Here is a 24,475-nt window from a genome sequence, read left to right on the forward strand (position 1 = left end):
CGATCCGGGCCGCCTGCCAATCGATGGAAATGACTATGAAACGCGCGGTCGTCATCATCGGCGCGGGCCAGGCCGGGCTTGCGCTCAGCCATTGCCTCGGCGAGGCCGGCATAGACCATGCCGTGCTGGAGTGCGGCCGCATCGGCGAGCGCTGGCGTGCGCAGGGCTGGCGCTCGCTGCGGCTGCTCACGCCGAACTGGCTGAACGCCCTCCCCGGCTCGCCCTACAAGGGCGGCGACCCCGACGGCTTCATGATCAAGGAGGCTTTTGTGGAAAGCCTGGAACGCTACGCCTGGCAATGGCATGCGCCCGTCGAGACCAATATCGAGGTCATCGCTGCCAGGCGGACCGGCGAGGGCTTTGCCCTGCGCACCAGCGCCGGCGACTGGTCGGCGCGCGCTGTGGTCGTCGCGACCGGACATTGCGACCGGCCGGTCATCCCATTTTCGGCTGAGACCCTTCGCGGACCGCTCAGCATCCACGCTTCGCAATATCGCTCGCCCGGCGAGCTACCGGGCGGTGGCGTGCTGGTCGTCGGCGCCTCATCCTCCGGCGTGCAGATCGCCGACGAGCTCGCCCGCGCCGGGCGGCGCGTGGTGCTTTCAGTGGGCAAGCATACGCGCCTGCCCAGAACATGGCGCGGCCAGGATATCTTCTTCTGGCTCTGCGCAACCGGCCTGATGGCGCAGCGCCTGGAAGACCTCGCCGATCCTGAGGGTGCCCGGCGTCAGCCATCGCTGCAGCTCGCCGGCCGACCCGACAGGGCCGATGTAGACCTCGCCACGCTGCAGGCACTCGGCGTGGAGCTGGCCGGGCGAGTGCGGGGCGTCGGCGACCGCGAGATCGCCTTCGCCGACGGTCTCGGCCAGCACATTGCGGCAGCCGAAGCGAAGCAGGCGCGCCTGCTCGACCAGATCGACCGCTTCGCGGGTGTGACGACACCATACCGGCCCGAGCCGGTTGTCACGCCATCGGCCCGCCCAGAACGGCTGTCGCTGGCGGACGGATCGATCCGTAGCATCGTCTGGGCCACCGGCTATGCGCGCTCGTTCGGTTGGCTGGAGCCGCTGGCGCTCGGCGCCGATGGCGAGCTGGCGCATCAGGGCGGCGTCACCAGCGTGCCCGGTCTCTACGCGCTCGGCTTCCGCTTCCTGCGCAAACGCGATTCCAACTTCATCGGCGGCGTCGGCGCGGATGCCGAGGCGATCGCCGCTGAAATCTCCCGTTATCTCGATTGCAACGGCCGCAAGGCGGCATGAGGACCACGAACATGGTAAGCAACCCGATCTCACTTATGGCCACCCCCAGGCGCGGCCATTACGATGCGATCATCGTCGGCGCCCGCTGCGCTGGCGCCGCGACGGCGATGCTGCTCGCGCGCGCCAGCCTCAAGGTGCTGGCGATCGACCGCAAGCCTTATGGATCCGACACACTGTCGACACATGCACTGATGCGGCCGGCCGTGTTGCAGCTTTGGCGCTGGGGCCTGCTCGAGCCGCTGCTCAAGGCCGGCACGCCGCTGATCGAGACGACGACTTTCCACTATGGCGACGAGGAGATCACTATCCCCCTCGCCGCCAGCTCGGACCTGCCCGGCCTCATCGCGCCGCGGCGCACCGTGCTCGACCGCATCCTGGTCGATGCGGCGCGCAAGGCCGGCGCGGAGATGCTGCACGAGGTCGCGGTCGGCGATCTCTTTGCCGACACGCGTGGGCGGGTGCGGGGTATCGAGATCCGCGCCGCCGGCCGTACTGCCGTGCGGGTCAGCGCCGATATCGTGGTCGGCGCCGATGGCATCGGCTCGCTGGTGGCAAAATGCGTCGACGCCCAGACCTTGCGGCGCGGCGCGGTGTCGGCTGCCCATGTCTATGGCTATGCGCCGGTCGAGCCCGGTGCCGGCTACCACTGGTATTTCCGCGACGGGATCGCCGGCTCGTTCATCCCGACCAATGACAGCCTCGCCTGCATCGTCGCCTCGGTGCCGACAGGCCTGTTCGACCAGCGCTTCCGCCTCGGCCACGCCCGCGCCCGCATAGATGTGCTCGAGACGCTTTCCCCGGCACTGGCAGCACAGGCGGCCCGGGCACCGAAGGATGCGCGCCTGCAGGCGTTCCGCGGCGTGCCGGGCTATATCCGCCAGCCGCATGGCCCGGGCTGGGCGCTGGTGGGCGACGCCGGCTTCTTCCGCGATCCGATCACCTCGCATGGCATTTCCGACGCGCTGCGCGACGCCGAGAGCCTCGCGCGGGCGATCCTCAATGGGTCCGAGGCAGCGTTCGCCGTCTGGCAGCAGCAGCGCGACATGATCGCCAACCAGATCCTCGACACCACGGACGCCATCGCCGGCTTCGATTGGACGCTTGACGATCTCGGCGAGCGGCATCGCCGCTTCAGCGCTATCCTGAAGGCAGAGGTGCAGGCGCTGGCCGGGCAGCCCATGCCGGCCCGCCGCGCTGCCGCATCAAAGCCCTCGACCTATCGGGCGGCGGCCAACCAGGACAAGCCGCCAGCCGAGCTTTCCCGCAACCGAACTGGAGCAAGACCATGACTGTGCACGTGATGAAGGACGGGTGGGTCGGTGTCATCAAGGGTCGGCCAAAGGTGGGCGCCTTTGCCGAACGCTCGCGGCGCACGCAGCCGCAGGATGTCGATGCCTTCGCCGCGATGACCGGCGACCGCAACCCACTGCATTACGACAAGGCGCTGGCCGAGGCTTCTGTGTTCGGCAAGCTTATCGTGCAGGGCGGCGTCACTTCCGGCATCCTGAACGCGGTGGTGGCGGAAGACCTCCCCGGCCCCGGCTCGGTGTTCCTCGAAGTGTCGTGGAAATTCGTCAGGGCCGTCGGCGTCGGCGAACTGATCACCGGCCGCGTCGAGGTCAAGGAGGTGCGCGCCGACAAGCCGATCACCAAGCTGGAGACATCGGTGCGCAACGAAGCGGGCGAGCTTTGCCTCACCGGCACCGCGACGGTGTTCACCGTGCCATTGGCCAGGGGCTGAAAACTGCGCGAGCGCCTGCTACGCGCCCGCCGTCTCGGCGATGAAGGCGCGGACGTGGTCTATGAACTCTTCGAAGGCGGGCTCGCCTTCGAGGAGGATGTGGTTCTGGCTATCGAGCTCGATGAAGCGCGCGCCGGGAATGCCGGCCGCCATGGTGCGGCCCGATTCTACCGGCGCTACGTTGTCGTCGCGCGCGTGCAGTACCAAGGTTGGCACACGCACCTTTTCCAGCAAGTCGCTGACATCGATCACCGAAAAGGCGTTCTGAAGACGCCAGGCATCGTCGGGCGAGACGGTGCGCAGCATCAAATCGTCCATCCAGGCGAAATGCTCGTGCGTGGCGCCGGGGATGAACATGGAGCAGAAGGCCTGGCGAAACATCGGGTTCGGCTTGCCCCAGCTCTCGCGCATCAGCGTCGCCACGGCCTCGCGCGTCGCGATCTCGCCGGCGTCGCCGCGCGCCCGCCAGCCTTTGACGTAGCCGCCGTAGAGGATCATGCCCGACACTTTCTCGGGGTGGCGGATGGCATAGGCGATCGAAACCGCGCAGCTCTGCGACAGGCCGAGCAAGGTGAAGCGGTCGAGCCCGGTTGCCTCGACCACGCATTCGAGGTCCGATACCATGGTTTCGAACGAGATGTCGACGACGTGCCTTTGCGACAGGCCATTGCAGCGCTCGTCATAGCGCACCAGCCGGTTGTGACGTGACAATTCCCGCATCCAATGTCGCCAGATCGGGCTGTCCCAGTCGAAGGTGAGATGCGACATCCAGTGCGCGGCGCGCAAGATCGCCGGCCCGCTGCCGGTGCTGGCATGGGCGAGCCTGGTGCCGTCGAGAGCCCGGCAGAACTGCACGGCGCGGCCGGGATCCTGCGGCGACGCGGCAGGCTTCGACGGCGGCGCGAGGGGAGCGGACTGCGGCGCGCGTCCCGTGGCTTGAGCGGCGGCCGACCGGACCTTGTCCTCCAGCGCCTCGATCTCGGCGGCGAGCCGCACATCTTCGGGCGCGAGGCGGCGCAGGCGCTGGGCGAACGGCAGCGCGCGTCGCGGCTCATTCCCCAGGCGCTCGACCAGCTCGCGCAGGATACCAAGCTCGACGATTTCCACCTCGCTGGCGATGGCCTGCCGCCACGCTTCATAGTCGAAGCAGCGCTCCAGTGAGAGGTCGGCAAGAAAGCCGCCGCGAATCGAGGCCAGGACGGCTTCGAGCTCCTCGGTCGGATGGGAGGAAAGATCGGCCTTCACCAGCGGCGCCAGCCGCGCATAGTCCGTCTCGACATTGAGCGCGACAGCATTGCGATCGGCGGCAAGAACGGATTCGTCGGCGCCCAGGACCTGGCGGATCTTGGACAGGCTCCAGCGCAAGGCGCCGCGCGGATCGTCGGGGATGTCCCAGAATATCTCGCACAGCCGCTCGCGCTGATGCTGCCTGCCGGTGACGGCAAGGTAGGCGAGCAGCGCCCGCGTCTTGCGGGATGGCGGCAGGAGAAGCGGCTCGCCGTCGCGCGTGACCTGAAAATCGCCAAGAACGCGCAGTTCCAGCATGTGCTGACCGCCTTTCATGCGTCCACGCGCTTGTCGATCGCCATGATCTCCCTTCGGCCTTGGCCGACGCTGCGAAGGGGCAGCCAATAGCAAAATCGGCTAATTTAGGAAAGCTTGGTCCGGACCGCCGCGACCCGAGGACCAGATCGACTCGGCGGCGCGGACAGGAGCATATGTCAATCAAGGCACGTGGTCGCTCGTTTACGCCTTTGCCGGAACCGCTCTCGGCCTGATGACGGTCGCCAGCACGACCCCAGCCACAATGAAGGCCGCGCCGAGCAGATCGTAGTCATGCAGGCTCTCGCCGAGCAGCAGATAGGCGAGCACGGCGACGAACAGCGTCTGCAGATAGAGCAGCATGCTTGCCCGGCTCGCGCCCAGCGTCTCGACGCTTTTATTGTAGAGATAATACATCAGCGCGCCGCCGGGCCCGGCCAGATAGGCAAGCGCGAGCAGGCCATTCCCGTTCAGGGCGGAGCGCTCGTCGTTGACGATTTCCCACAGATGGAACGGCAGCGCCACCAGCGCGCCGGCGCCGAGCAGAAGGACTACCAGCGGCAGGAGCTCGATGCCGAATTTGGAGCGGCGCAGCAGCACGGTGTAGAGCGCCCAGCAGAAGGCGCTGCCGACGATCCACAATTCTCCGATGTTGAAGCGCAGTTGCACCAGCGCGTCCAGCTTGCCATGGGCGACGATGACCAGCATGCCGGCGAGCGCGGCAACCGCGCCGAGTGATTTCCAGAGGCCGAGCGGTTCGCCCAGCACGAGGCGCGCGAGCACCATGGTCATGATCGGCGACATTGCCATGATGATGCCGGCCGTGGTCGCATCGGTGTCGTTCAGGCCATGGTAGATCATGCCTTGGCAGAGCGTCAGGCCGATGGCGCCGACGGCGACGATCTCCAGCGGCCGCGATTTGAGCAGCGCCAGCATGGCGCCGTGATGGCGGTGCACGATCGGCAACAGAATGGCGCAGGCGAGCAAGAGCCGCCAGAAGCACAGTCCCCAGGGCGGCATTTCCGGCGCCACCCATTTGGCCGCGATATAGACGCCGGCCGAAAGCAGCCAGCACAGCACGGCGGTGGGATAGCCAGTGAAGGACGGTATCGCTCGACTGGCCGGCGGTTCCGCCGGATGCGCTATCGGTATCGCCTGCATCGCATGTCCCCCGCTTCGTGAAGGTCAGCCCAGTCGCAGCGACAGTCTACCTCATGACGGGGGTGTTACATAGTTGGCCCGGCAAAGCCCACGCGGCAGGGACCAATGCGGCCTGCCGTTGGCCCTAGGCAGCAGGTCCCAGGCCGAGCCGACGCTACCGTGGAGCTGCGATGCAAAGCGTTCGGCTTCGATGTCTTCGAGGCCGTCGATCCGGCGCATCGGTCAGTGACCGAGGACGTTGCGCTCTGCCGATGGCGCCAGGCTCTGTGAACCGTGCACCGAAAACGGCGCGCCCTGAAGAACCCAGTCGGCCGCGATCTGGCCGATGACCGGGGCGAGCTGGATGCCGTAGCCACCTGCGCCGGCGGCGGTGATCAGCGTCGGCTCGGAGGCATCGATCGGTCCGACGAAGGGGCGATGGTCGGCGGTGACGGGATAAAGGCCCGCCCAGCCCCGGCCGAGCCGCGCGCCCGGCAGGTCGGGCAGGCGTTCCAAAAACAGCTCGGCCAGATCGACCTTCGACTGCTCCTCGCACTGGTCGTTGTAGTTATCGGGGTCTTCCGGCGCGATCGAATTTACCTTGTGGATCTCGGCGATCAGCTCGCCCGGCTTTTCATGGCGGAAGTTGAGCCCGCTGCCCTCGCCGTTCACCAGGTCCATGACCATCGGCATCGTGTAGTCGAGCGGCTCGTCGAGATGGATGACGACGGCCTCGTGGCGCTCAGGCCAGATGTGCAGGTGCTGGCCGAAGAGTTCGGCCACCCGCGGCGCCCAGGCGCCGCCGGCATTCACCACGACATCGCAATCGATCAGCCGTCGCTCGCGATCGATCGGGCCGCCATTGGTTTCGAGCGTGTAGCCGCCCGGGCGTCGTTGCACCCCGAGCAGCTTGCGGTACTGACGGATCTCGCCGCCCTTGGCGCGGACGATGCCCGCCAGGAAATTGCACATCTCGTGGGGATCGAGGAAGCCGTTGTCGGGCCCGAACAATCCGCCTTCGAGCCCGTCAGGATTGAGGTGAGGAACGAGGTCCCTGAGTTCGTCGGCATGGATCAGACGCGATCTCAGCCCCGCCTCGCCCTGGATCTCGACCGATTTGGCGAAGAGCTCCATCTGGGCGGGCGTGCGGGCCAGCCGCAGATAGCCGATATGGTTGAACCGAAGCCCCTCGCCTTCCCATTGGCGGAACCGGCGCAGTGAATGGACGCGCAGCATGATCTCGAACGGGTCGGTCAGTTGCGATGCGACGACGCCGACGGACCGGCCGCTCGATCCCGAAGCAATCGACTGGGCTTCGAGCACGGTCACGCGCGCGCCCTGCTCGACGAGGTTGAGCGCCGTGCACATGCCCAGCGTGCCCGCGCCGATCACCACGACATGAGGAGAAGCTGTCATCTGTGGTCCGCCTGTTTTCACGACTGCGCGGCGACGTGGCCCAGGGTCTCGTCGATCGCTTGAAGAATGGCGTTGGCATCTTCCTCGGTCATCGGCGTCGACAGCGCGAACAGGCCGTAGCTGGCGGACAGGACGCCGCGGCCAATCAAACCCTTGTGGAAGGTGTCGAACTTCCTGTGCTCGGCCGGACCTGGATAGATAGAGCGGTAATCGGTGACGGGATGCGACGTGAAATGAACCTTGAACAGCGAGCCGAGGCCGACGCATTGGCCGGCAAGCCCATGCTTTTCGAATGAGGCGGTAATCCCTTCGCGCAAGGATGCGCCGAGCCGATCGAGATGGGCAAAGCTTTCTTTCGTCAGCGCCCGCATCGAAGCAAGGCCGGCGCGCATGGTCACCGGATTGGCCGTGAATGTGCCGCCATGCGGCAGCGCGGGCTTGCCTCCGGTCGGATCGAACACCGCCATGATATCGGCGCGCCCACCCACGGCGCCCACCGGGAAGCCGCCGCCGATGATCTTGCCCAGCGCCGTTAGGTCGGGCTCGATGCCCCACAAGCCTTGCGCGCCAGACCATCCCAGCCGAAACGAGATGACCTCGTCGAAGATGACGAGCGCACCTGCGGCATGGGCGATCTCGACCATGGCGTGGAGGTAATCCCGGCGCGCCGGTATGAGGCCGGCACGGTTGGGCATCGGGTCGATCAGCACCGCTGCGATGTTGTCGCCCTCGGCGGCGAAGACGGCGCGCAGCGCCTCGGTGTCGTTGAAGGGCACGGCGATCACGTCCTCCAGCACGCCGCGCGGCGTGCCCTTGGCATAGGGCGTCGACCTGGGCAGGTCGCCCCAGTTCGCCGGCGAGGAGTCCAGGCTCACTTCAGCGAAATCGTAGGATCCGTGATAGGCGCCCTCGATCTTGACGATCTTCGGCCGCAAGGTGAAGGCGCGCGCGGCCTTGATCGCCATCATCACGCCCTCGGTGCCGGAGTTGGTGAAGCGGATCTGGTCGACGGAGGGCAGCCGCTCGACCAGCAGCTCGGCAAGCTCGATCTCGCTCAGCGTCGGAGCGCCGAAAGCGGTGCCGAAGGGCAGCTGCTCGACAACAGCCGCGGTGACATCGGGATGCGCATAGCCGTGGATCATCGCGGTGAAATTGTTGATGCAGTCGTAATAGGCATTGCCGTCGACGTCCCAGACCCTGCACCCCTCGCCGCGCGCAGCGTAGATCGGAAACGGATCGACGAAGACCGTGGTGCGCGTATTGCCGCCCGGCATCACCTTCCTGGCGCGCTCGAACAGGTTTTTCGATCCAGGCATGGCGTCGGGATAATGCGGCATGGCTCTCCGAAGGCGAATTCAACTGTTGGAACAGCGACGCGCCGCCCGTCACGAAGCTACGGTTCGTTTGCGCGCCGGCGCAATCGGCCAGACCGGTCATGCGACCCGACCAGGGGTCATTCCGGTCATCATCATTTCGCGGCCGCAGCAACCGGGCGCTTAGACTGCCCGATTGATCATCGCGCCATCGAGAAGTTCTGCTCCGAGACGATCCGTCATGACGTCTAGTTCATTTGGATGATGCGTCCTGCGCCTAAAGGCGTCTGGTATAACCAGCCGACAACTTGGCAAAATACAGGTTGTTCAAGGCTGTAGAATGACTTCAACACGGAGCGAACCGCTAAGACCGAAAATCTTAATTTTGCGCACGCGCAGCCGGTTTGACGCGCTTCTTGAGCATCGCGAGGAATGCCCAGCAGACAAAGGACCGTGGCCAGTGACATTCATGCATGAATCCTACGAGGAGTTCGAGGGCGACCCGCGCCCGGCATGGGTTCGCTTCGGCATGCGCCACTGGAGGTGGAGCGCCGTTCCCGTATGCATCCTCCTCTTGGCGCTGATATCTCCGGCAGACAATAGCGCCGAAATGCAGCGACAGATCGCGGCCACGCGAGGCGAACTGGCGTCGACAAAAGCGCAACTGGGCCAAAGCCAGCACGCCGAGCGCAGCGCAAGCGCGCAGGCAAGAGTGCTAGCCAGCACCTCCGCGGAGCAGGCAAAAGCGTTGAATGATGCGACCCAAAGCAACGAAGCCCTCAAACTCGACCTCGAAGCGGCGCAGCGCGTCATCAAGGGCTTGAAAGCAGAAGCTATTTCCTCGAACGAAGCACGTAACGCCAAGGATGCGTCCTTGGCCGAGGCAAATCAATCGCTTGCCGAAGAGCGGCATAAGATCGAACAACTCGAGCACGAACTCGCCATGGCCCGCCAGGCCGGCGAGGCCGATGAGAAACGCGCAGATCTGGCTGCGGCCGAGCGGGCCACCGCCCTAAACGACCTCCAGTTGGCGGTTGCTGCAGCAAAGCATGCCAACGAAACATTGGATCTGGAACATGCGCGCGCGGTTTCGGCCGCAAGTGATGCCGATGGCGCCCGTCGGGAAAGAGACGCTGCGAAGCAGGGATCTGTCGACTTGAGCGCAGCGTTGGAGCAAGAGCGTCAAAAGCTGACCGACATGTCCGTGTCCCTTACCGCTGCGCGAAAGGCGATCGACCTTGTCAAAGCGCAAAGCGCGCGCCGCACAGCGCAGATGGAGCGCGCACCCAGGACGCGTCCCGCCGCAGTTTCACTTGCCAGCCAGAATGGCCAGCCTGTCCGCCAAACAGGCTTGCAGAACAAAAACAGAGCGAAGGTTCCAAGATCACCGAAACGGGTTCTGGTGGCGACGACGATTAGTCTCCCCGACGCGTTGCTTCCGACTCCGCCTCGATGATGGTGGCCAGGAGTGCATTTGGATTGGCACGAACGCATGCCGCAGGAGGGTCCTGAAATGGGCAAATACCTGGCGGTCGCCTTGACGATCGCTGCCGCCACCGGACCAGCGGCGGCGCTTGATGTCGGTGGTGGCGGCAAAGCCGGCGGCCTTGGCGTTGCCGCTGGAGTGAGCGCAGGATCAAAAGGCATTTCCGCGGGCGTGGGGGCACGTGTCGGCGGCTCGGTCGGCGCAAACGTTGGGGCATCAGCGGGCGCGGGCGGCGTCGGCGTTGGCGCTTCAGTAGGCGCCGGTGGGACAAGCATTGGCGCGTCCGCGAACGCCGGCACCGGGTCAGTCGGCGCGGGCGTTTCGGCTGGTGACGCTCCGGACAGCGCAAGCGCGGGCGTTTCGACAAGTACCGGCACGGCAACATCCGGCACCGTAGGCACCGCGCCGCCTGACAACCCGCCCGTTTCCTCTGCCAAAAGCGCAAGAACCGCGATCAGCCTACCGTCCATTCTCAAACCTTCCAGCACAGGTGGCGGGGAGTTCGGGCGGTTTAGAGCGGGTTATCCTTTTGCGCCCCTTCTATCGCTGAAAGCGAAGCCCGGCACCCCGCGCAAAGTCGTGAGCGCATGCCGCGCGGCGATCATGTCGGCGGCGATGCCGCTTGGCGCTGTGCGCGTAGACGCGGTCAGCGCCGGCCCGATGCGCCAACGCAAAGCCGGTCCGGCGGCGCCGATCGAGGTGCGAATAAACTATGCGCTTCGAGGTGGCATCCGAGTGCGACAAGCGAAAGTCCTATGTCGCCTCGGTGCGACGGGAAAGGTCATCGCTGTAACGTAGCGGCCGGCTGTCATTGGCCTGGACACCGGCGCCAGCTTTACCGAGCCGTGTACAGGGGACCGCTACTTGGCAACGTCATTCGCCAAAACCCGATTTGGGTGCCTGAGATGGGTCGGCGTGATGCCAGTCTGCTGGCGGAAGACGCGGCTGAAATGGCCGGCATTGGGGAAGCCGCAGCGATAGGCGATCTCGCCAATGGCCAGGTCACTGCCTTCCAGCAGCGACTTGGCGTAATGCACCCTCAGCGCCAGATAGGCGGCCATCGGGCCGATGCCGAGCTCGGCGCCGAACAGGCGCTCCAGTTGACGGCGCGAGCAGTTCTGTCTGGCGGCGATCTCGGCGACCGAGAGCGTCTCCTGGAGATTGCTTTCCATCAGGAGCAGCGCCCGCTTCACCGCGCGACTGGCGGCCGCGGGAAAAAGGTCGCCGACCGGCTGAACGTCACGGCTGGAGCGGATACGGTCGAGCACCAGGATCTTGGCGGCCTTCTCCGCCGCCTTCTGGCCGATGAATTGCGAGACGAAGTAGCCGGCAAGATCGGCGGCACCCGTACCGCCGGCACAGGTGGCGCGGCCGCGGTCGACGGAATAGAGGCTGTCGGCATGGGCGTTCACATCAGGGAACTCTGCGCGGAAATCCTTGATGTGGAACCAGCTGACCGCGGCACTGTAGCCGTCGAGCAGGCCATAACGCGCCAGCACGAAGCTGCCGGTGCAGAGCGCGGTGAGCGATACGCCCTTTTCGGCCGCGCGCAAAAGGAATGCTTCCTTTTCCGAGCTCAGCTTGCGGCTGGTGTCGAGCAGGCCGCCGACCACCACGACATTGTCGAAATCCTCCGGATTGCCCATCGCCCGCGTCGGCAGCAATTCGACGCCGCAGCTGGCGCGGATCGGCAGGCCGCGCTCGCCGACGATCTCCCAATCGAACTCGATCCTGCGGCTGCGGTCACCCTCGTCGCCCGCCAGTCGCAGCGTGTCGATGAACAGCGACAGCGGCGACAAAGTGAAATCGCGCACCAAAAGAAATGCGAACTTCTTGGCCATCTTCCTCCGGGACCGTCCTCGTTCAACCGGACATTATGCGAAAATCGCTGGGCCAGGCCTTCTGAATCCGACCTTCATCCGGTCGAAACATCATCGAGCCGCGACCGCGGGAGCTAGCGCCGCTCGGCGGCCCTGCTCGTCAACGCGATGAGAATGCGCGCCAAGACAATCCCCACCACACCCGCTGCCGCCTTGACGAGGGCATCGACAACCCGCGCATGCCGGCCAGGGTCCAACAGCTGCAGGAACTCGAGGACGCCGGCCACCGCGCAAACGAACAGCACGGTCTGCGTCAAGCGGGACGGAAACCCGATCGCCAGGGTCAGCCCCAGCAGGACGTAAGCCAGCGCGCGTTCCATGTTGGCGTCGCCCAGATGCGGCCGCAACTGTATGGGCGACAACGTTGCGAAGGTGATGAGAGCCAGCAGGGCGAGTGCGGCGAGACGGGAGATGGAGGTCATGTCCGCTCTTACAGGCCGCTGGCTGTGATAACAATATCGCCGGTGCCCAGCCGTGAATTGGTCCGCGCGGGCCCGAAACCGACCTGCTCCGCAAGAGATCGGGAGCGCTGAGGTGTTCAAGCTGCCGATGCGGGCTTCCCCCGTCTTCGTCAATGACCTGTTCGTCGAGCGGGTGCGCAAGGCCGGGCTGCGCAATGTGTCGTTCGAGCCGGTATGGACATCGGGAACCGCGATTGCTTGAGGGGAATAACAGTTTTGCGGTTTGCGGCGGGGACGGGCAATGACCAACGTCGGCGCCGCGCCTCATCCGCCCTTCGGGCACCTTCTGCCCGCATAGTGACGGGAGACGGGAGAAGCTGCAACACCCTGGCCCGCCCTCTGGGCGCATCTGGAACAGGGCTCTGGCCCAACCCGGACATGCACGAACGGGATGGCCATTATAACCAGACGCTTTATAACGGTCGCTGACAAAGCGATCACCAAGGGGAGACGATGCGTTACATACGTCCGCTTTCAATAGAAGATGCCGTTGGCGAGCTCGCCAAGGCGGTAGGCCCGGCCGCGATTCTGGCCGGGGGCAGCGACCTTCTGGTCAGGATGAAGGGCGGCTTCATCGAGCCCGAGCTGATCGTCGACATCAAGGCAATCGGCGGCCTGGCCGACATCACCGAAACGGCTGATGGTTTCCGGATCGGCGCCGCGGTGCCCTGCGCGGTGCTGGGCGAGAACAAGGCGCTCAAGCAGGCATGGCCTGGCGTCGTCGAGGCGGCCAACCTGATCGGCTCCAAGCAGGTGCAGGGACGCTGCACCATCACCGGCAATCTGTGCAACGCCTCGCCCGCCGCCGACAGCGTGCCGGCGCTGGTGGCGGCCGGCGCCAAGGCGGTTGTCGCCGGGCCTTCGGGCAAGCGCACGATTGCCGTGGAAGCCGTGCCGACCGGACCCGGCCGCACGTCTCTGGCCAAGGGCGAGATCATCGAGGCGATCCTGCTCGACAAGCGGGCTGACCATGCGGGCGACGCCTATCTGCGCTTCATTCCGCGCACCGAAATGGACATCGCGGTGGTGAGCGCCGGCGTCAACCTGACGCTGGATGACAAGGGCGCGATCAAGACCGCCCGCGTGGCGCTGGGCGCCGCGGCGCCGACAGTGCTTCTGGTCGAGGAAGCCGGGCAAGTGCTGATCGGCTCGAAGCTCGATGAAGCGACGCTGGAGCGGCTGGCCAAGATCTGCTCCGGCGCCTGCCGTCCGATCGACGACAAGCGCGGCACCATCGAATTCAGACGGAAAGTCGCGGGCGTGCTGGCACAGAGAGCCGCAACGACCGCCTACAAGCGTGCGGGAGGCAAATAATGGCCGGTGTAGCTGTATCAACCACGATCAACGGCGATGCCGTCGAATATCTGTGCCAGCCCGACGAGACGCTGCTGGACGTGCTGCGCGATCGGCTGGGCCTGACCGGCGCCAAGGAAGGCTGCGGCACCGGCGACTGCGGCGCCTGCAGCGTCATCGTCGACGGAAGGCTGGTCTGCTCCTGCCTGGTGCTTGGCGCGGAAGCCGAAGGCCGCAAGGTCGAGACCATCGAAGGCATGGCGCATGGCGACCAGCTGCACCCGCTGCAGCAAAAATTCCTGGAGCACGCGGCCTTGCAATGCGGCATCTGCACGCCAGGTTTCCTGATTGCGGCGAAGGATCTGCTGGAGAAAAACCCCTCGCCCACCGAGGAGGAAATCCGCTTTGGGCTCGCCGGCAATCTCTGCCGCTGCACCGGCTATGACAAGATCGTGCGCGCCGTACAGGATGCGGCCAATGTGATGAAGGGAGCCTGATCATGAATTTCGATCCGCGCTACTCCGGACGCAATTTCTCCTCGGTCGGCACGCGGCCGATCCGCCCCGACGGCATCGACAAGGTGACCGGCCGCGCCCGCTACGGCGCCGACTTCAACATGGCCGGCCAGCTGGTGGGCCGCGTGCTGCGCAGCCCGCACGCGCATGCGCTGATCAAGAGCATCGACACGTCGAAGGCGGAGAAGCTCGCCGGCGTGAAGGCGGTGATTACGGCGAAGGACCTGCCGGACCTCACCGATGGCGATGCCGCCATGTACGACATCCTCGACAATTCGATGGCGCGCAAGAAGGCGCTCTATGACGGCCATGCGGTGGCCGCGGTGGCGGCGATCGACGCCCGCACGGCCCGCCAGGCGCTGAAGCTGATCGAAGTCGACTATGAGGTGCTGCCGCATGTCACCGATGTCGACGAGGCCGCGCAGCATCACGCGCCGCTGATCAACGACCAGATCTTCACCGAGGGCCTCGAGGAAAAGCCCGCAAAACCCTCCAATGTCACCAAGCGCACCCAGTTCGGCCATGGCGATGTCCATAAGGGCTTTGCCCAGGCCGATTTCGTGATCGAGCGCTCGTTCAAGACCGAGCAGACGCATCAGGGCTATATCGAGCCGCATGCCTGCGTGGCGAGCGTCAACCCGGATGGCACGGCGGACCTGTGGGTCTGCACGCAAGGCCATTTCGTCTACCGCCAGCATTGCGCCCAGCTGCTTGGGCTGGAGGCCTCGAAGCTGCGTGTCACCTCCTCGGAGATCGGCGGCGGTTTTGGCGGCAAGACCCATGTCTGGGCCGAACCGGTGGCGCTTGCCCTGTCGCGCAAGGCCGGCCGTCCCGTAAAACTGGTGATGACCCGCGACGAGGTTTTCCGCGCGTCGGGGCCGACCAGCGCGACCTCGATCGACGTCAAGATCGGCGCGAGGAAGGACGGCACCATCACCGCCGCGGAAGCGACGCTGCGCTACAGCTGCGGTCCCTATCCCGGCTCCTGGGCCGAGATCGGCGCGATGACCGCGTTTGCCTGCTACAAGCTCGAGAACGTCAAGACCGTCGGCTACGAAGTGCTGGTCAACCGGCCGAAGACCGCGGCCTATCGCGCCCCCTCCGCGCCGATGGCGGCCTTTGCCGTGGAAAGCGTGGTGGACGAGCTCGCCAAGGAGCTCGGCATGGATGCGGTGGAGTTCCGCATCAAGAACGCCGCGCAGGAAGGCACGCGCTCGTCCTACGGCCCGGTCTACGGGCCGATCGGCATCGGGCCGACGCTGGAGGCGGTGAAGAGCCATCCGCATATGAAGGCGCCGCTGAAAGCCAACCAGGGACGCGGCATGGCCTGCGGCTTCTGGTTCAATTTCGGCGGCCAGACCTGCACGGACCTGAACATCGGCATGGACGGTACGGTGTCGCTGGCCGTCGGCACGGTCGATGTCGGCGGGTCTCGCGCCTCACTGTCACTGGTGGCGGCGGAAGAGCTCGGCATCGACTATTCCCAAGTCAAGGCGATCGTCGCCGACACGTCTTCCCTCGGCTACAACGACATGACCGACGGCAGCCGCGGCACCTTCTCCTCCTCGATGGCGACGATCTCGGCCGCCCGCAACGCGATCAAGATCCTGAAGGATCGCGCCGCGCAGATGTGGGACATCCCGGTGGAGGACGTGACCTGGGAAAAGGGCCATGCCATCGCCAAGGGCGAGAAATACGGCAACCTCTCGCCGCTGTCGCTGAAGGACATCGCGGCCGCTTCCGGCAAGACCGGCGGGCCGATCGCCGGCCATAGCGAGCTCGTCGCCGACGGCGCCGGCGTGTCTTTCGCCACGCATATCTGCGACGTCGAGGTCGACCCCGAAACAGGCTCGACCCGCGTGATCCGCTACACAGTGGTCCAAGATGCCGGCAAGGCGGTGCACCCGACCTATGTCGAGGGCCAGTACCAGGGCGGTGCGGCGCAAGGCATCGGCTGGGCGCTCAACGAGGAGTATATCTACGGCAAGGATGGGCGGCTGCAGAACCCGGGCTTCCTCGACTACCGCATCCCGGTCTGCTCCGACCTGCCGATGATCGACACGCAGATCCTGGAAATCCCCAACCCCAACCACCCCTATGGCGTGCGCGGCGTGGGCGAAACCTCGATCGTGCCGCCGCTGGCGGCGATCGCCAACGCGGTGTCGAACGCGGTCGGCGTGCGCATGACCCACATCCCGATGTCGCCGCCGCGCATTCTCGCGGCGCTCGACGCGGAACGGGAAGGCTGAGGTATATCCAAGCTAGGGCAAGGTGTGTTGAGATTCAGGTCAGGCCGAGCCGAGAATGATGGCTTCCGAGAACCGGAGCGGAGCGTACTTGAAGTACGTGAGCACCGGAAGCGCAGGAAGCCGTCATTCGCAGGCCGGCCTCGCCTGAATATCGACGCACCTTGAGCCGGCGATGGTCGAGGTCATCCTTTGGGGCTCGCTCAGCGCCGTCGCCGGGGGCAAGGCCAAGCACGACATCGAGGCCAAGGACATAAGGGAGCTGTTCCGCAAGCTTGCGGAACAGTATCCCGGCATCGAGCCGTGGATCGACCGCGGGATCGCGGTGGCGATCGACGGGACCATCTATCGCGATACGTGGTCGAAGGAGCTGCCGCCGGGAGCGGAGATTTTCCTGCTGCCGAGACTGGCTGGCGGGTGAGTGAACCTGCTGCTGGCCGCCACCACGCCTACCGTTGGTTGTCGAGCCACTCACGCAATTCCCGCTGCTCTTTGCTTTTGGCAACGGGCGGCGACGAATACATCGACAGATATGGCTGGCGACCGTTCCGGCCGCTTGGGGTGGCCCTTATCGCCTAAGCCCGAAAAAGCTCAAGATGGCGAGAATGACAACGACGAGACCGACGAGATAGATAATGCTGTGCATGGCAGGTCCTCCTGTGGAGGATTAATCATTAGCATGCGCTAATGTTCCGCCGGGCGGCTGTTGCAGGCGTCCTTCGTTCGGAGGGCGATGACTTTAGCATAGGCTGATACAACAACATCAGCCGGCGCCCTGTATCTAGTCCGTGCCCCCGCCGGTCAGGCCCGGCTCGTGGGCAACCCCCGCTTCGAGCCGGGCCGCTCATGATTTCGGGCTGGTTATCGGTTTGGCCGGTTTTCGCGCACAACGTTGTAGAGAAGAAGCCCCGCGGTCAAAGACACGACAGCGCCCAGCATGTCGTGGCCGGTCAGCCCCGAATAATACACAAAAGCAAATGCCAGCTCGGCCATGGTTCCACCTGGGTGTACGATCCTTGCTGAGAGAACCCTTAGGGCGCGCTAATGTTCCTATGGTTCGGCGTGGATCCAGGGCATGATCCCGAACCTGGGGACCGGTTTCCGGAGAAGATCATGCTCCAACAAACAGTTAGATCAGGACGGCTATTCAACGAAAACGTCATCCCGATCCAACCGTAGCTCTCCAGGGAATATGAACGACCATCCGACAGTTACGGTTTGCCGGGGTCCTTGGAGCCGACTATCGCCGCCAAGATCGCCTCGTATGCGCTTCCGACTTCCTCTTCGATCTCCTCCTCGGAGACACCTGCCGCCTTGGCATCGGCGAACAGCTTGGCCGTCAGCTCGGCCACCGAGACGATGTCCGCGCCCACATTGCCGCGCATCACATTATCGGTGATCCATCGGCCAAAGAACTCCGCCCCACGCTCGCTCATTCGCCCTGCTCTTTCAGGAAATGGGCCTCGCGAAGGAGCGAGTCCCAGCCGGTTCCGGTTGATTCGATGAGCTCGCCGGCCTGATCCCGGCTGATGCCGGTTTCCCTTGCCAGGCGCCCTGCAAGCAACTCGAAGACAGCCTGGTCGCTCTCCCCCAAGCTCCCTTCGCGATGCTGCAGCGCCTCGAAGATCACTTCAAAAACGCTGTCGAGGTCTTCGTTGATCTCGCTGGCCGGAATGCCTTCGCGCGCGGCCGCCTTCATCATCTCGTCGGCAAGATCGCCCACCGCGAGGGGATCCTCCGTCATCACCTTCGGCAGATGCTCCGCCATCCATCGGTCGAAGAAGTCGAGACCGCGCCTGCTCATGTGGCCATAAGCGCGCGAAGAACATTAGGTTCCGCTGATACGGACTGAGGTCCCACTCGCCGGCGCATTGGTCCATCGGGTGAAACCTAAGCCCTGCCATCTCATTAGGGCTGCGCTGACGAGCAATCAGTCCCTTCAATCGTCAGTTGGCTGGATCGCCCGCCACCTGCCCCCAGGTGGCGGGCATCCGAAGAAGAACAAGGGCTGGGGCAGAGGTGGACAATGTCGATTTCCGAGGAGTTGCGGGACGTGAGCCTTCGCTATGAATGCCCAAATTGCCACCGGCCGATCATCAGGAACGGCTCGTGGTTCAAGGCGGTGAGCACCTTCCATTGCGAGGCCTGCAAGGCCAAGCTCAGGCTTGGCTATTCGGCCAAGCTGGCGCTTTTCGAACGCCACGGCAAGGCGGCGTGACCTATGCGGATGAGTTCCCGCGAACCTTTTCGCAAGGCGCGGCTTCCCTTCCGGGAGCGGCTCGAGGTGGCAGCAAACGACAACGGCGCGCTCCACCACCGCGATCTTTCCAATCTCGTCCCCGCCGATGACGGTCTTGCAAGGATCGCCACGAAAGCCGAGCGGATGGGCATTGCGGCGGCCGTGGGCATAGCGATCAGCCTTTTCATCGGGCCGGTGGTATTCACGTGCCTGATGCTGGGCGTGTGGAACGCGGCCTTGGAGAATAACGGAGACAAGCATGATCGAGACTTCCAGGACCCTGGAAACCAAGGTGGCGGGTTTGCAAGACAGGCTGAGAGAAGCCAACCTCAGCATGGATGACATGTTGGCCTTTCAAAGGGTGGCGGACGTGCTGGACAATGGCCATGGCGGCATCGACGTCGACGATCTGATCGCGCTTTCCTTTGTGGTGCCGGAGGAAGGTTGAGGGCCGGAAGGGTCTGCCTTAGCTTGCCGACATCACCCGCTGTGGCGCGCTCGGCGCCGTCGCCTGGGCAAAGCCAGGCACCATATCGAGGCAGAGACCCTGTTACGCTGCTGCTGCCAATGCAGCCCTTAGCCGCTATTCGTCGCGCCAAATGACACGCCTTTCCCATCGTTTCCTTCAGGCGCCGAAAACAGATGGTCACAAGCTCCTGCCCATAGGCATGAAAGAGTTCGGCGGACATCCACTCCCGCTTGCCGCAGACCTGACAACGTGCCTTTTCTCGCACCTGCTCGATGGCGACATTGCCGATCACCTCGCGCAACTCGGTTTGTAGTGGCGTGTGATATGGCAATGGCCGCAGGAGATGCGCGCGATTTGCCGCTGGCTACGAACCAGACGGACAAGACCCTGCTTGCCGGATCGTACTCGGTTTTCGTGATCGAGGTGGATGGCATGGCACACCCGCTGGTTTGCAACCCAAACGATCGCAACGCGGATTTTGTTGCGGCGCAAGATCGCGGGCTGGCGCGCAACTAGAGACTTCCGAAGAGCTGCTGAAACGCTGCACCTAAGGGTGCGAAGTCATCACCCTTGGGCAGGACTACTTTTTCAGCAAAAGCGCTTCGCGCACCAGCGGCGGCAGATTGCCCACACCGAGCAAGTCAATAAGTTCATGGGCCTGTGTATGGGTGATGCCAGTTCTGTCTACAAGCCAGTTGGCTTGCTTTTCCTTAGCAGTCTGGAACTCGCGGCCGCTCTCGCTGGACATGGCTTTCCTCCCGTTGGGGCGAAAGCCTGATCGTCTCTTCCAAGCGTCCGTTGCCAAGGATATATGCGCGGGCGACTAGATGAGCCTACGCCCTAACCAGACCCATGGCTAGGCTTCATGAATCCTCGTGGATGATGGCAGCCGAGCTCGGCAGTCAGTGGCCGTGGATAGTAACCGCCTATTCACTTAGGCCTGGCGTGCCCTGCGCACACTGCTCCTAGTGCATGCAACCTATCAGGTCGAAGAGCTGGCCGGCGAAACGCCCGTTTCCCGCCACATCGTTATAGCCAACACGCCGTGGGAAGCGGCGATCGGAACCAAGAAAGAGGTTCAGGCGCGCAGAGATGAACGGCTATGGGTGCGCGTCACTGAGGAAAGCAACCGCGCGGTGCATAAGTACGCGTTCAAATAGACCTGTGGATAATAGCCGCCTGTTCACCATGTCGAGGCATCCTAATTGAAGCTGCCCCCAACGCATCTAATTTCCCGCTGCGTCGTTTGAGACGCGCCCCCGCCCAAAACTGGCGGCCGATGCTTTTATGTACGGACCCCGAATCCAGGTATGCGTCGGCCGCCGTCCTTTTTTCAACGGATGCAGCCATCAATGACTGCCAAGCCGGCCACCGGCGTGATCGTTGTGCCTCCTCGCTTGTGCGTGGTCACGCCCAAGCTCGTTGACGATCTGGCCGAGGATCTTCGCGCAGCGCTGCCCGGCTACCGGTTTCAAATCGTGCCCGACTACATAGGCCGGCAGAGCCATGAATTCTTCGTCATGCCGGATGGCGAGGTGCCGGATGAAGCGATCGAAGCGCTGGAGGCGATTCTGGCTCGATACGGTGACAACAACGCCACGGTGCGGTAGTCCCTCCTGTGCCGCTTGGCTCAAGGTTCCAGAGGGTTTCCGTGCTCGCCGGTTGAGAGCCACCTGTAATCTTAGCGCAGCGAGCAAAATTGTCACAGGAATGGATGAATCCGCATGGCCCATGCGGCACAACAAATGTTAATGCCGATTGTTCCTGGCTAGAAGAGCCAATACGGGCGGACGGTTAACGTGAGCTCAGGGGCGATGAACATGCGGCACAACGGTTCTGCCACACCGGAACAGCTGCGATACTCACGGAAGCGCTTCAGCAACTTGGAGCCGATCTGCCCTTGGACAGCCCCGAGCGCGAGACGCTGGCGATAGAGATCATGACGCTGTTTGAGAACGGCATCGAGACGCTGGACGGATAAAGGCAGCGCTCTCAAAACGACAAAAAAGCCCGCCAGCCGGAGCCAGCGGGCCTTGATTCTCAGATGAAATCAGGGCGGCGGCGCCGACGGGGTAGCGACGATTGCGGAAAGCTTAGCTTTCCGAACCAGTGTAGGCTTTCGGTAGGTCTTCTTCATGGGTACCCCCCGGTTGCTCCTCAAAGGAGGAGAAACTGGCCCGCGCTATTGCTGGTTGTCAAGTCGGAAGACCTTCTAAGGCAACAAAGCTGTTCCATGAGAGTTTTGCTCCTGTTCAACAGGCCATAGCAGCATGCCCGTCTATTACTTCCACGTCGACAACGGCACATTCATCCCAGACGACGAAGGCGTCGATCTTCCGGATTTGGATGCCGCGCGGCAAGAAGCCGTGCGCGCAGCCGGCGAGATGATAAACGAGAGCAAGCAGTCCTTCTGGGAGCATATGACGCCTTGGATCATGAACGTGACAGACGGCCAGAATCGTCTCCTGTTCACGCTTCAATTCGCGGCAAAAGTCCCTTCAGGGGACGCTCTGTACATTCCGCGCAGGGCGTCTGAGGGGGGCTAGGACGGAATCTCAGAAATATCGGAGAGTGCTCCTAGTCCTCGCTCTCGTCTGAGAGCGCGTTCACAATGCAAAGAAGTCCGTATGACGAACTTTGGGTTAGCGTTTGATTTCCCTGTGGTTGCAAGGCATCATGGCAGCCAAGCCCTGCGGAGTGCACCTCACACCCCCAGTGTAGGCTCAGTATTCACCTCCAGCGCCTCTTCGGCCACATCCTCCTCCCCCAGCACTTCCCCATGCACGCCGAGGGCCCGGCCGATCCAGATCGGGTCGATCAGGTGGTCGCGCTTGGGGTTGGTGGTGTTGGGGTGGATGAGGATGCTCAAACCGCCGTGGTTCAGCATCAGCCAGGGGACCAGCGTGGCGAAGATCTCGGTGGCGAAGGAGACCTGGTACATGGCCTGCTCATGCGGGCCGACCGGCTCGTCGCGCCAGTTGCCGAGGCGCACGCGAAAACGCTCGCCGATGCGCTCGCGCAGCCATTCGGCCTGCCGGCGCTGCCCCTCATCGCCGTAATAGACGTGGGCGTGATAGCTGGCTATCTCCGAAAGCGGCCTGATTTCGCTCATTTCGACGCTTCCTTTCGATGATCACGCGGCGGGTTTAGTCTAGCCGAAGCACGGTCGCCTTGTCTCCAGGGCTGTTCCGGCGGCGCTCTGAAGCGCCTTCTGGTCGCCTCGGAGCGCCTACCCTTTGCCGCCGCTGCCCCACAGCGCGCGCTGGATCAAGCCGCGTTTCTTCTTGCGCGACACCAGCTCCACATCGCTCACCAGCCGCGCCCCGCCCTCGCGCCTCTCCAGCGTGATCTTTCGCGTGTGGAACGCTTCCAGCTCGGCGCGGTGGGCAACGCTGATGATGGTGACCCTCGGCAGTACCTGGATCACCGTCTGCATCATCTTGTCCTGGCTCTTCTCGTCCAGCGCCGAGGTCGCCTCGTCGAGGACCACGATGTCGGGCGCATGCAGCAACAGGCGGGCAAAGGCCAGGCGCTGTTTTTCGCCACCGGACAGCGTCTGGTCCCAGGGCGCCTCCTCCTCCAGCCGGTCCTTCAAATAGCCGAGACCGACCTTGTCGAGGGCGGCATCGATCTCTTTCGTCTTCCAATTGTCGGCGGCGGCGGGATAGGCGCTGGCACGGCGCAGCGTGCCGGACGGGATATAGGGGCGCTGCGGCAGCATGAAGAGGCGCTTGCCCGGGTGGAAATCGACGCTACCGCTGCCCCACGGCCACAGGCCGGCGATGGCGCGCACCAGCGTCGACTTGCCGGTGCCGGATTCGCCCGAGACCAGCACGCGCTCGCCGGGCTGGATCTCCACCTCGGTTTCCTTCACCACCGAGGTGCCGTCGTCGAGCGTCACGCAAAGATTCCTGAGGCTGAGCATGGCGCCGTCCTCAGTCTCGCCGCGCTGGATGCGGCCGAGCCGGTCGTTCTTCTCCGCGCGCTCCAGCCCGTCGAGCGACATCATCAGCGAGGCAATGCGGTGGGCCGACGCATTCCAGTCGGCGAGGCGCGGATAATTGTCGACCAGCCAGCCAAAGGCGCCCTGCACGATGGCGAAGGCGGAGGCCGCCTGCATCACCTGTCCAAGGCTCATCGAGCCGTCGAGGAATTTCGGCGCGCATAGCAGCACCGGCACGACCGGCGCGAACAGGCTGGATCCTTGCGAGACCAGTGCCGTGCGCATGTGCTGGCCGGTCAGCCGCGCCCAGCGGCCGAGCACGCCGGCGAAGGTGCGGTCGATGCCGGCATTCTCCTCTTCCTCGCCGCCCAGCAGCGCAATGCTTTCGCCGTTCTCGCGCACGCGCGTCAGCACGTAGCGGAACTCGGCCTCGGCCTGGTTCTTGTCCTCGGAAAGCTGGACGAAGCGGCGGCCGATGGCGAACATCGAGGTCGAGGTGATCGCGGCATAGATGACCGCGGTGACGACGAGGAAGCCGGGCACGGTGATGGTGGAACCGCCCAGCGAAAAGCTCAGCGCGCCGCCGATGGTCCACAAGACGACGATGAAGGTCGAGGCCGACAGGAAGGCGTTGAGGACGCCGGCGACGAAATCGACGGGCGATTCAGTTGCGATGCGCAGATCCTCGGTCAGGCGGGCCTCGGGGTTTGCATGGTCGCCCTTGACGAGGTTGAGCTGGTAGTAGCGGCCGCTGGCCAGCCAGCGCTGGATGACCGCCGTGGTCAGCCAGGAGCGCCAGCGTCGCTGCATGGTCATGCGCAGATAGACCTGGGCGACGACAAGGCTGATGCTGCCGGCGACCAGCGGCAGGAAGATGGCGCTCAACCAATAGACGGTATGGGCGTCGCGCTGCTCGATGGCGTCGAAGATCGCGCGGTTCCAGCGGTTGATGCCATATTGAAATCCGACATTGACGCAGATCAGCGTGAACAGCCCGATCGTCAGCGGCCAGGCGAGCCTGTCGCCATGCAAACCCCAATAGCCGCGCCCGCTGATCCAGAAGCGCCGCAGCAGATATTTCTTGCGCGCCCGCTCGGCCTCTTCGGGCGAAAGGGCGGGACCGGGCTCGATCGCCTCCGGCGGCGGCGACCCGGCATGGCCGATGGCCTCCGGCGCAGCATCGGTGGGCTGCTTTTCGGGCGCGTTCTTGTCGATCGAAGGTCGTGCCCTCTCTCGCTGGGCCTTTTCGTCTCTCGGCTTGTCTTCTTGCGCCCTGTCTTCTTGCTGCCTGTCTTCCGGCGCCTTGTCCGGCCGTTGCTTGGGCGCGCCACGGGGTTTCGACTGGCGCGTCTTCTCATGGCGCGCCTTCGCCGGAGGCGGCTTGCTTGCGCCGCGCTGCGTGGCGCTGTCAGCCGGTCTCGGTTTGCGCTTGGCCGGGGGCATCGCGCCACAACGGCCCAAAAATCAAAAAGTTTCATGCGGGGCTGCCCTTCGCGGCTACCCTGTCTTTCCGACGCCGGTTGCCCGCCGGG

The 24,475-nt window shown here is 64.4% G+C and carries 28 protein-coding genes; 16 read left to right on the forward strand and 12 right to left on the reverse strand.

Annotated features, from left to right (window positions below):
- Nucleotides 1-35 precede the first annotated feature (35 nt).
- Genes LB528_RS18010 through LB528_RS18020 form a run of 3 tightly spaced genes read left to right on the forward strand, consistent with a single transcriptional unit; the run spans nucleotide 36 to nucleotide 3,000 of the window.
- Nucleotides 36-1,259: a flavin-containing monooxygenase gene (locus LB528_RS18010; RefSeq protein WP_224715785.1), complete on the forward strand. Its 1,224-nt coding sequence runs from the start codon at nucleotides 36-38 to the stop codon at nucleotides 1,257-1,259.
- 35 nt (nucleotides 1,260-1,294) lie between these two features.
- Entirely contained in the window at nucleotides 1,295-2,548 is a 1,254-nt protein-coding gene (locus tag LB528_RS18015) for an NAD(P)/FAD-dependent oxidoreductase (protein ID WP_224715786.1), read from the forward strand.
- The gene (locus LB528_RS18020; RefSeq protein ID WP_224513377.1) at nucleotides 2,545-3,000 is read left to right on the forward strand and encodes a MaoC family dehydratase; all 456 of its coding nucleotides are present in this window, start codon (nucleotides 2,545-2,547) and stop codon (nucleotides 2,998-3,000) included. The genes LB528_RS18015 and LB528_RS18020 overlap by 4 nt, the downstream gene beginning before the upstream one ends.
- A gap of 18 nt (nucleotides 3,001-3,018) precedes the next feature.
- On the opposite strand, the gene LB528_RS18025 is transcribed toward LB528_RS18020, so the two are convergent.
- From LB528_RS18025 to LB528_RS18040, 4 genes are all read right to left on the reverse strand, one after another.
- Nucleotides 3,019-4,545 (reverse strand): alpha/beta fold hydrolase, encoded by a 1,527-nt coding sequence (locus LB528_RS18025; RefSeq protein ID WP_224715787.1) that lies wholly within the window; start codon nucleotides 4,543-4,545, stop codon nucleotides 3,019-3,021.
- Between the two features lie 201 nt (nucleotides 4,546-4,746).
- Nucleotides 4,747-5,703: a DMT family transporter gene (locus LB528_RS18030; RefSeq protein WP_224715788.1), complete on the reverse strand. Its 957-nt coding sequence runs from the start codon at nucleotides 5,701-5,703 to the stop codon at nucleotides 4,747-4,749.
- Between the two features lie 222 nt (nucleotides 5,704-5,925).
- The gene (locus LB528_RS18035; RefSeq protein ID WP_224715789.1) at nucleotides 5,926-7,098 is read right to left on the reverse strand and encodes an NAD(P)/FAD-dependent oxidoreductase; all 1,173 of its coding nucleotides are present in this window, start codon (nucleotides 7,096-7,098) and stop codon (nucleotides 5,926-5,928) included.
- Between the two features lie 17 nt (nucleotides 7,099-7,115).
- On the reverse strand, nucleotides 7,116-8,435 hold the full coding sequence (locus tag LB528_RS18040; protein ID WP_224715790.1) for an aspartate aminotransferase family protein: 1,320 nt from the start codon (nucleotides 8,433-8,435) through the stop codon (nucleotides 7,116-7,118).
- A gap of 445 nt (nucleotides 8,436-8,880) precedes the next feature.
- Here LB528_RS18040 and LB528_RS18045 point away from each other — a divergent pair, with 445 nt between their 5' ends.
- Nucleotides 8,881-9,867: a hypothetical protein gene (locus tag LB528_RS18045; protein ID WP_224715791.1), complete on the forward strand. Its 987-nt coding sequence runs from the start codon at nucleotides 8,881-8,883 to the stop codon at nucleotides 9,865-9,867.
- Between the two features lie 57 nt (nucleotides 9,868-9,924).
- Entirely contained in the window at nucleotides 9,925-10,695 is a 771-nt protein-coding gene (locus LB528_RS18050; RefSeq protein ID WP_224715792.1) for a hypothetical protein, read from the forward strand.
- 62 nt (nucleotides 10,696-10,757) lie between these two features.
- On the opposite strand, the gene LB528_RS18055 is transcribed toward LB528_RS18050, so the two are convergent.
- Together LB528_RS18055 and LB528_RS18060 are read right to left on the reverse strand one after the other, a co-directional pair.
- Nucleotides 10,758-11,738 (reverse strand): GlxA family transcriptional regulator, encoded by a 981-nt coding sequence (locus LB528_RS18055; protein WP_224715793.1) that lies wholly within the window; start codon nucleotides 11,736-11,738, stop codon nucleotides 10,758-10,760.
- A 113-nt stretch (nucleotides 11,739-11,851) separates the two neighbouring features.
- The gene (locus LB528_RS18060) at nucleotides 11,852-12,199 is read right to left on the reverse strand and encodes a VanZ family protein (protein ID WP_224513365.1); all 348 of its coding nucleotides are present in this window, start codon (nucleotides 12,197-12,199) and stop codon (nucleotides 11,852-11,854) included.
- A gap of 52 nt (nucleotides 12,200-12,251) precedes the next feature.
- On the opposite strand from LB528_RS18060, the gene LB528_RS30250 reads away from it, so the two are divergent.
- The 5 genes from LB528_RS30250 to LB528_RS18080 all read left to right on the forward strand — a co-directional run bounded on the left by LB528_RS30250 (nucleotide 12,252) and on the right by LB528_RS18080 (nucleotide 16,713).
- Nucleotides 12,252-12,440, forward strand: coding sequence for an imm11 family protein (locus LB528_RS30250; protein WP_411962204.1), 189 nt, complete (start codon nucleotides 12,252-12,254; stop codon nucleotides 12,438-12,440).
- A 251-nt stretch (nucleotides 12,441-12,691) separates the two neighbouring features.
- Complete coding sequence (locus LB528_RS18065) at nucleotides 12,692-13,552, forward strand: FAD binding domain-containing protein (RefSeq protein ID WP_224715794.1); 861 nt, start codon at nucleotides 12,692-12,694, stop codon at nucleotides 13,550-13,552.
- Entirely contained in the window at nucleotides 13,552-14,028 is a 477-nt protein-coding gene (locus tag LB528_RS18070; RefSeq protein ID WP_224513363.1) for a (2Fe-2S)-binding protein, read from the forward strand. The genes LB528_RS18065 and LB528_RS18070 overlap by 1 nt, the downstream gene beginning before the upstream one ends.
- Before the next feature lie 2 nt (nucleotides 14,029-14,030).
- Nucleotides 14,031-16,295, forward strand: a complete 2,265-nt coding sequence (locus LB528_RS18075; RefSeq protein ID WP_224715795.1) for a xanthine dehydrogenase family protein molybdopterin-binding subunit — start codon at nucleotides 14,031-14,033, stop codon at nucleotides 16,293-16,295.
- A 172-nt stretch (nucleotides 16,296-16,467) separates the two neighbouring features.
- Nucleotides 16,468-16,713 carry a MoaD/ThiS family protein gene (locus LB528_RS18080; protein WP_224715796.1) on the forward strand — a complete coding sequence of 82 codons (246 nt, stop codon included), beginning with the start codon at nucleotides 16,468-16,470 and terminating at the stop codon, nucleotides 16,711-16,713.
- Between the two features lie 440 nt (nucleotides 16,714-17,153).
- Here LB528_RS18080 and LB528_RS30255 read toward each other — a convergent pair whose 3' ends face one another.
- The 3 genes from LB528_RS30255 to LB528_RS18090 all read right to left on the reverse strand — a co-directional run bounded on the left by LB528_RS30255 (nucleotide 17,154) and on the right by LB528_RS18090 (nucleotide 18,060).
- The gene (locus tag LB528_RS30255; protein WP_263487334.1) at nucleotides 17,154-17,285 is read right to left on the reverse strand and encodes a hypothetical protein; all 132 of its coding nucleotides are present in this window, start codon (nucleotides 17,283-17,285) and stop codon (nucleotides 17,154-17,156) included.
- Nucleotides 17,286-17,503: 218 nt separating this feature from the next.
- Entirely contained in the window at nucleotides 17,504-17,728 is a 225-nt protein-coding gene (locus tag LB528_RS18085) for a hypothetical protein (RefSeq protein ID WP_224513360.1), read from the reverse strand.
- Nucleotides 17,725-18,060 carry a hypothetical protein gene (locus tag LB528_RS18090; protein ID WP_224715797.1) on the reverse strand — a complete coding sequence of 112 codons (336 nt, stop codon included), beginning with the start codon at nucleotides 18,058-18,060 and terminating at the stop codon, nucleotides 17,725-17,727. The genes LB528_RS18085 and LB528_RS18090 overlap by 4 nt, the downstream gene beginning before the upstream one ends.
- Before the next feature lie 285 nt (nucleotides 18,061-18,345).
- Between LB528_RS18090 and LB528_RS18095 the strand changes: the two genes are divergently transcribed.
- From LB528_RS18095 to LB528_RS18105, 3 genes are all read left to right on the forward strand, one after another.
- Nucleotides 18,346-18,510, forward strand: a complete 165-nt coding sequence (locus LB528_RS18095; protein ID WP_224513357.1) for a hypothetical protein — start codon at nucleotides 18,346-18,348, stop codon at nucleotides 18,508-18,510.
- A gap of 280 nt (nucleotides 18,511-18,790) precedes the next feature.
- On the forward strand, nucleotides 18,791-18,979 hold the full coding sequence (locus tag LB528_RS18100) for a hypothetical protein (RefSeq protein WP_224513355.1): 189 nt from the start codon (nucleotides 18,791-18,793) through the stop codon (nucleotides 18,977-18,979).
- Between the two features lie 345 nt (nucleotides 18,980-19,324).
- Complete coding sequence (locus LB528_RS18105; RefSeq protein WP_224715798.1) at nucleotides 19,325-19,516, forward strand: hypothetical protein; 192 nt, start codon at nucleotides 19,325-19,327, stop codon at nucleotides 19,514-19,516.
- A 64-nt stretch (nucleotides 19,517-19,580) separates the two neighbouring features.
- Here the strand turns inward: LB528_RS18105 and LB528_RS18110 are convergent, their stop codons facing one another.
- Nucleotides 19,581-19,748, reverse strand: a complete 168-nt coding sequence (locus LB528_RS18110) for a hypothetical protein (RefSeq protein WP_224715799.1) — start codon at nucleotides 19,746-19,748, stop codon at nucleotides 19,581-19,583.
- A gap of 220 nt (nucleotides 19,749-19,968) precedes the next feature.
- Here LB528_RS18110 and LB528_RS18115 point away from each other — a divergent pair, with 220 nt between their 5' ends.
- From LB528_RS18115 to LB528_RS18125, 3 genes are all read left to right on the forward strand, one after another.
- Nucleotides 19,969-20,160: a hypothetical protein gene (locus LB528_RS18115; RefSeq protein WP_224715800.1), complete on the forward strand. Its 192-nt coding sequence runs from the start codon at nucleotides 19,969-19,971 to the stop codon at nucleotides 20,158-20,160.
- Between the two features lie 192 nt (nucleotides 20,161-20,352).
- The gene (locus LB528_RS18120) at nucleotides 20,353-20,610 is read left to right on the forward strand and encodes a hypothetical protein (RefSeq protein ID WP_224715801.1); all 258 of its coding nucleotides are present in this window, start codon (nucleotides 20,353-20,355) and stop codon (nucleotides 20,608-20,610) included.
- Between the two features lie 660 nt (nucleotides 20,611-21,270).
- Nucleotides 21,271-21,546, forward strand: coding sequence for a DUF6894 family protein (locus LB528_RS18125; protein ID WP_224715802.1), 276 nt, complete (start codon nucleotides 21,271-21,273; stop codon nucleotides 21,544-21,546).
- Between the two features lie 158 nt (nucleotides 21,547-21,704).
- Here the strand turns inward: LB528_RS18125 and LB528_RS18130 are convergent, their stop codons facing one another.
- Both LB528_RS18130 and LB528_RS18135 read right to left on the reverse strand, forming a co-directional pair.
- Nucleotides 21,705-22,112 carry a DOPA 4,5-dioxygenase family protein gene (locus tag LB528_RS18130; RefSeq protein ID WP_224715803.1) on the reverse strand — a complete coding sequence of 136 codons (408 nt, stop codon included), beginning with the start codon at nucleotides 22,110-22,112 and terminating at the stop codon, nucleotides 21,705-21,707.
- Nucleotides 22,113-22,229: 117 nt separating this feature from the next.
- Nucleotides 22,230-24,386, reverse strand: coding sequence for an ABC transporter ATP-binding protein/permease (locus LB528_RS18135; protein ID WP_224715804.1), 2,157 nt, complete (start codon nucleotides 24,384-24,386; stop codon nucleotides 22,230-22,232).
- Nucleotides 24,387-24,475 lie beyond the last annotated feature (89 nt).

This window comes from Mesorhizobium sp. CA4, from assembly GCF_020165075.1.
GTDB lineage: Bacteria > Pseudomonadota > Alphaproteobacteria > Rhizobiales > Rhizobiaceae > Mesorhizobium.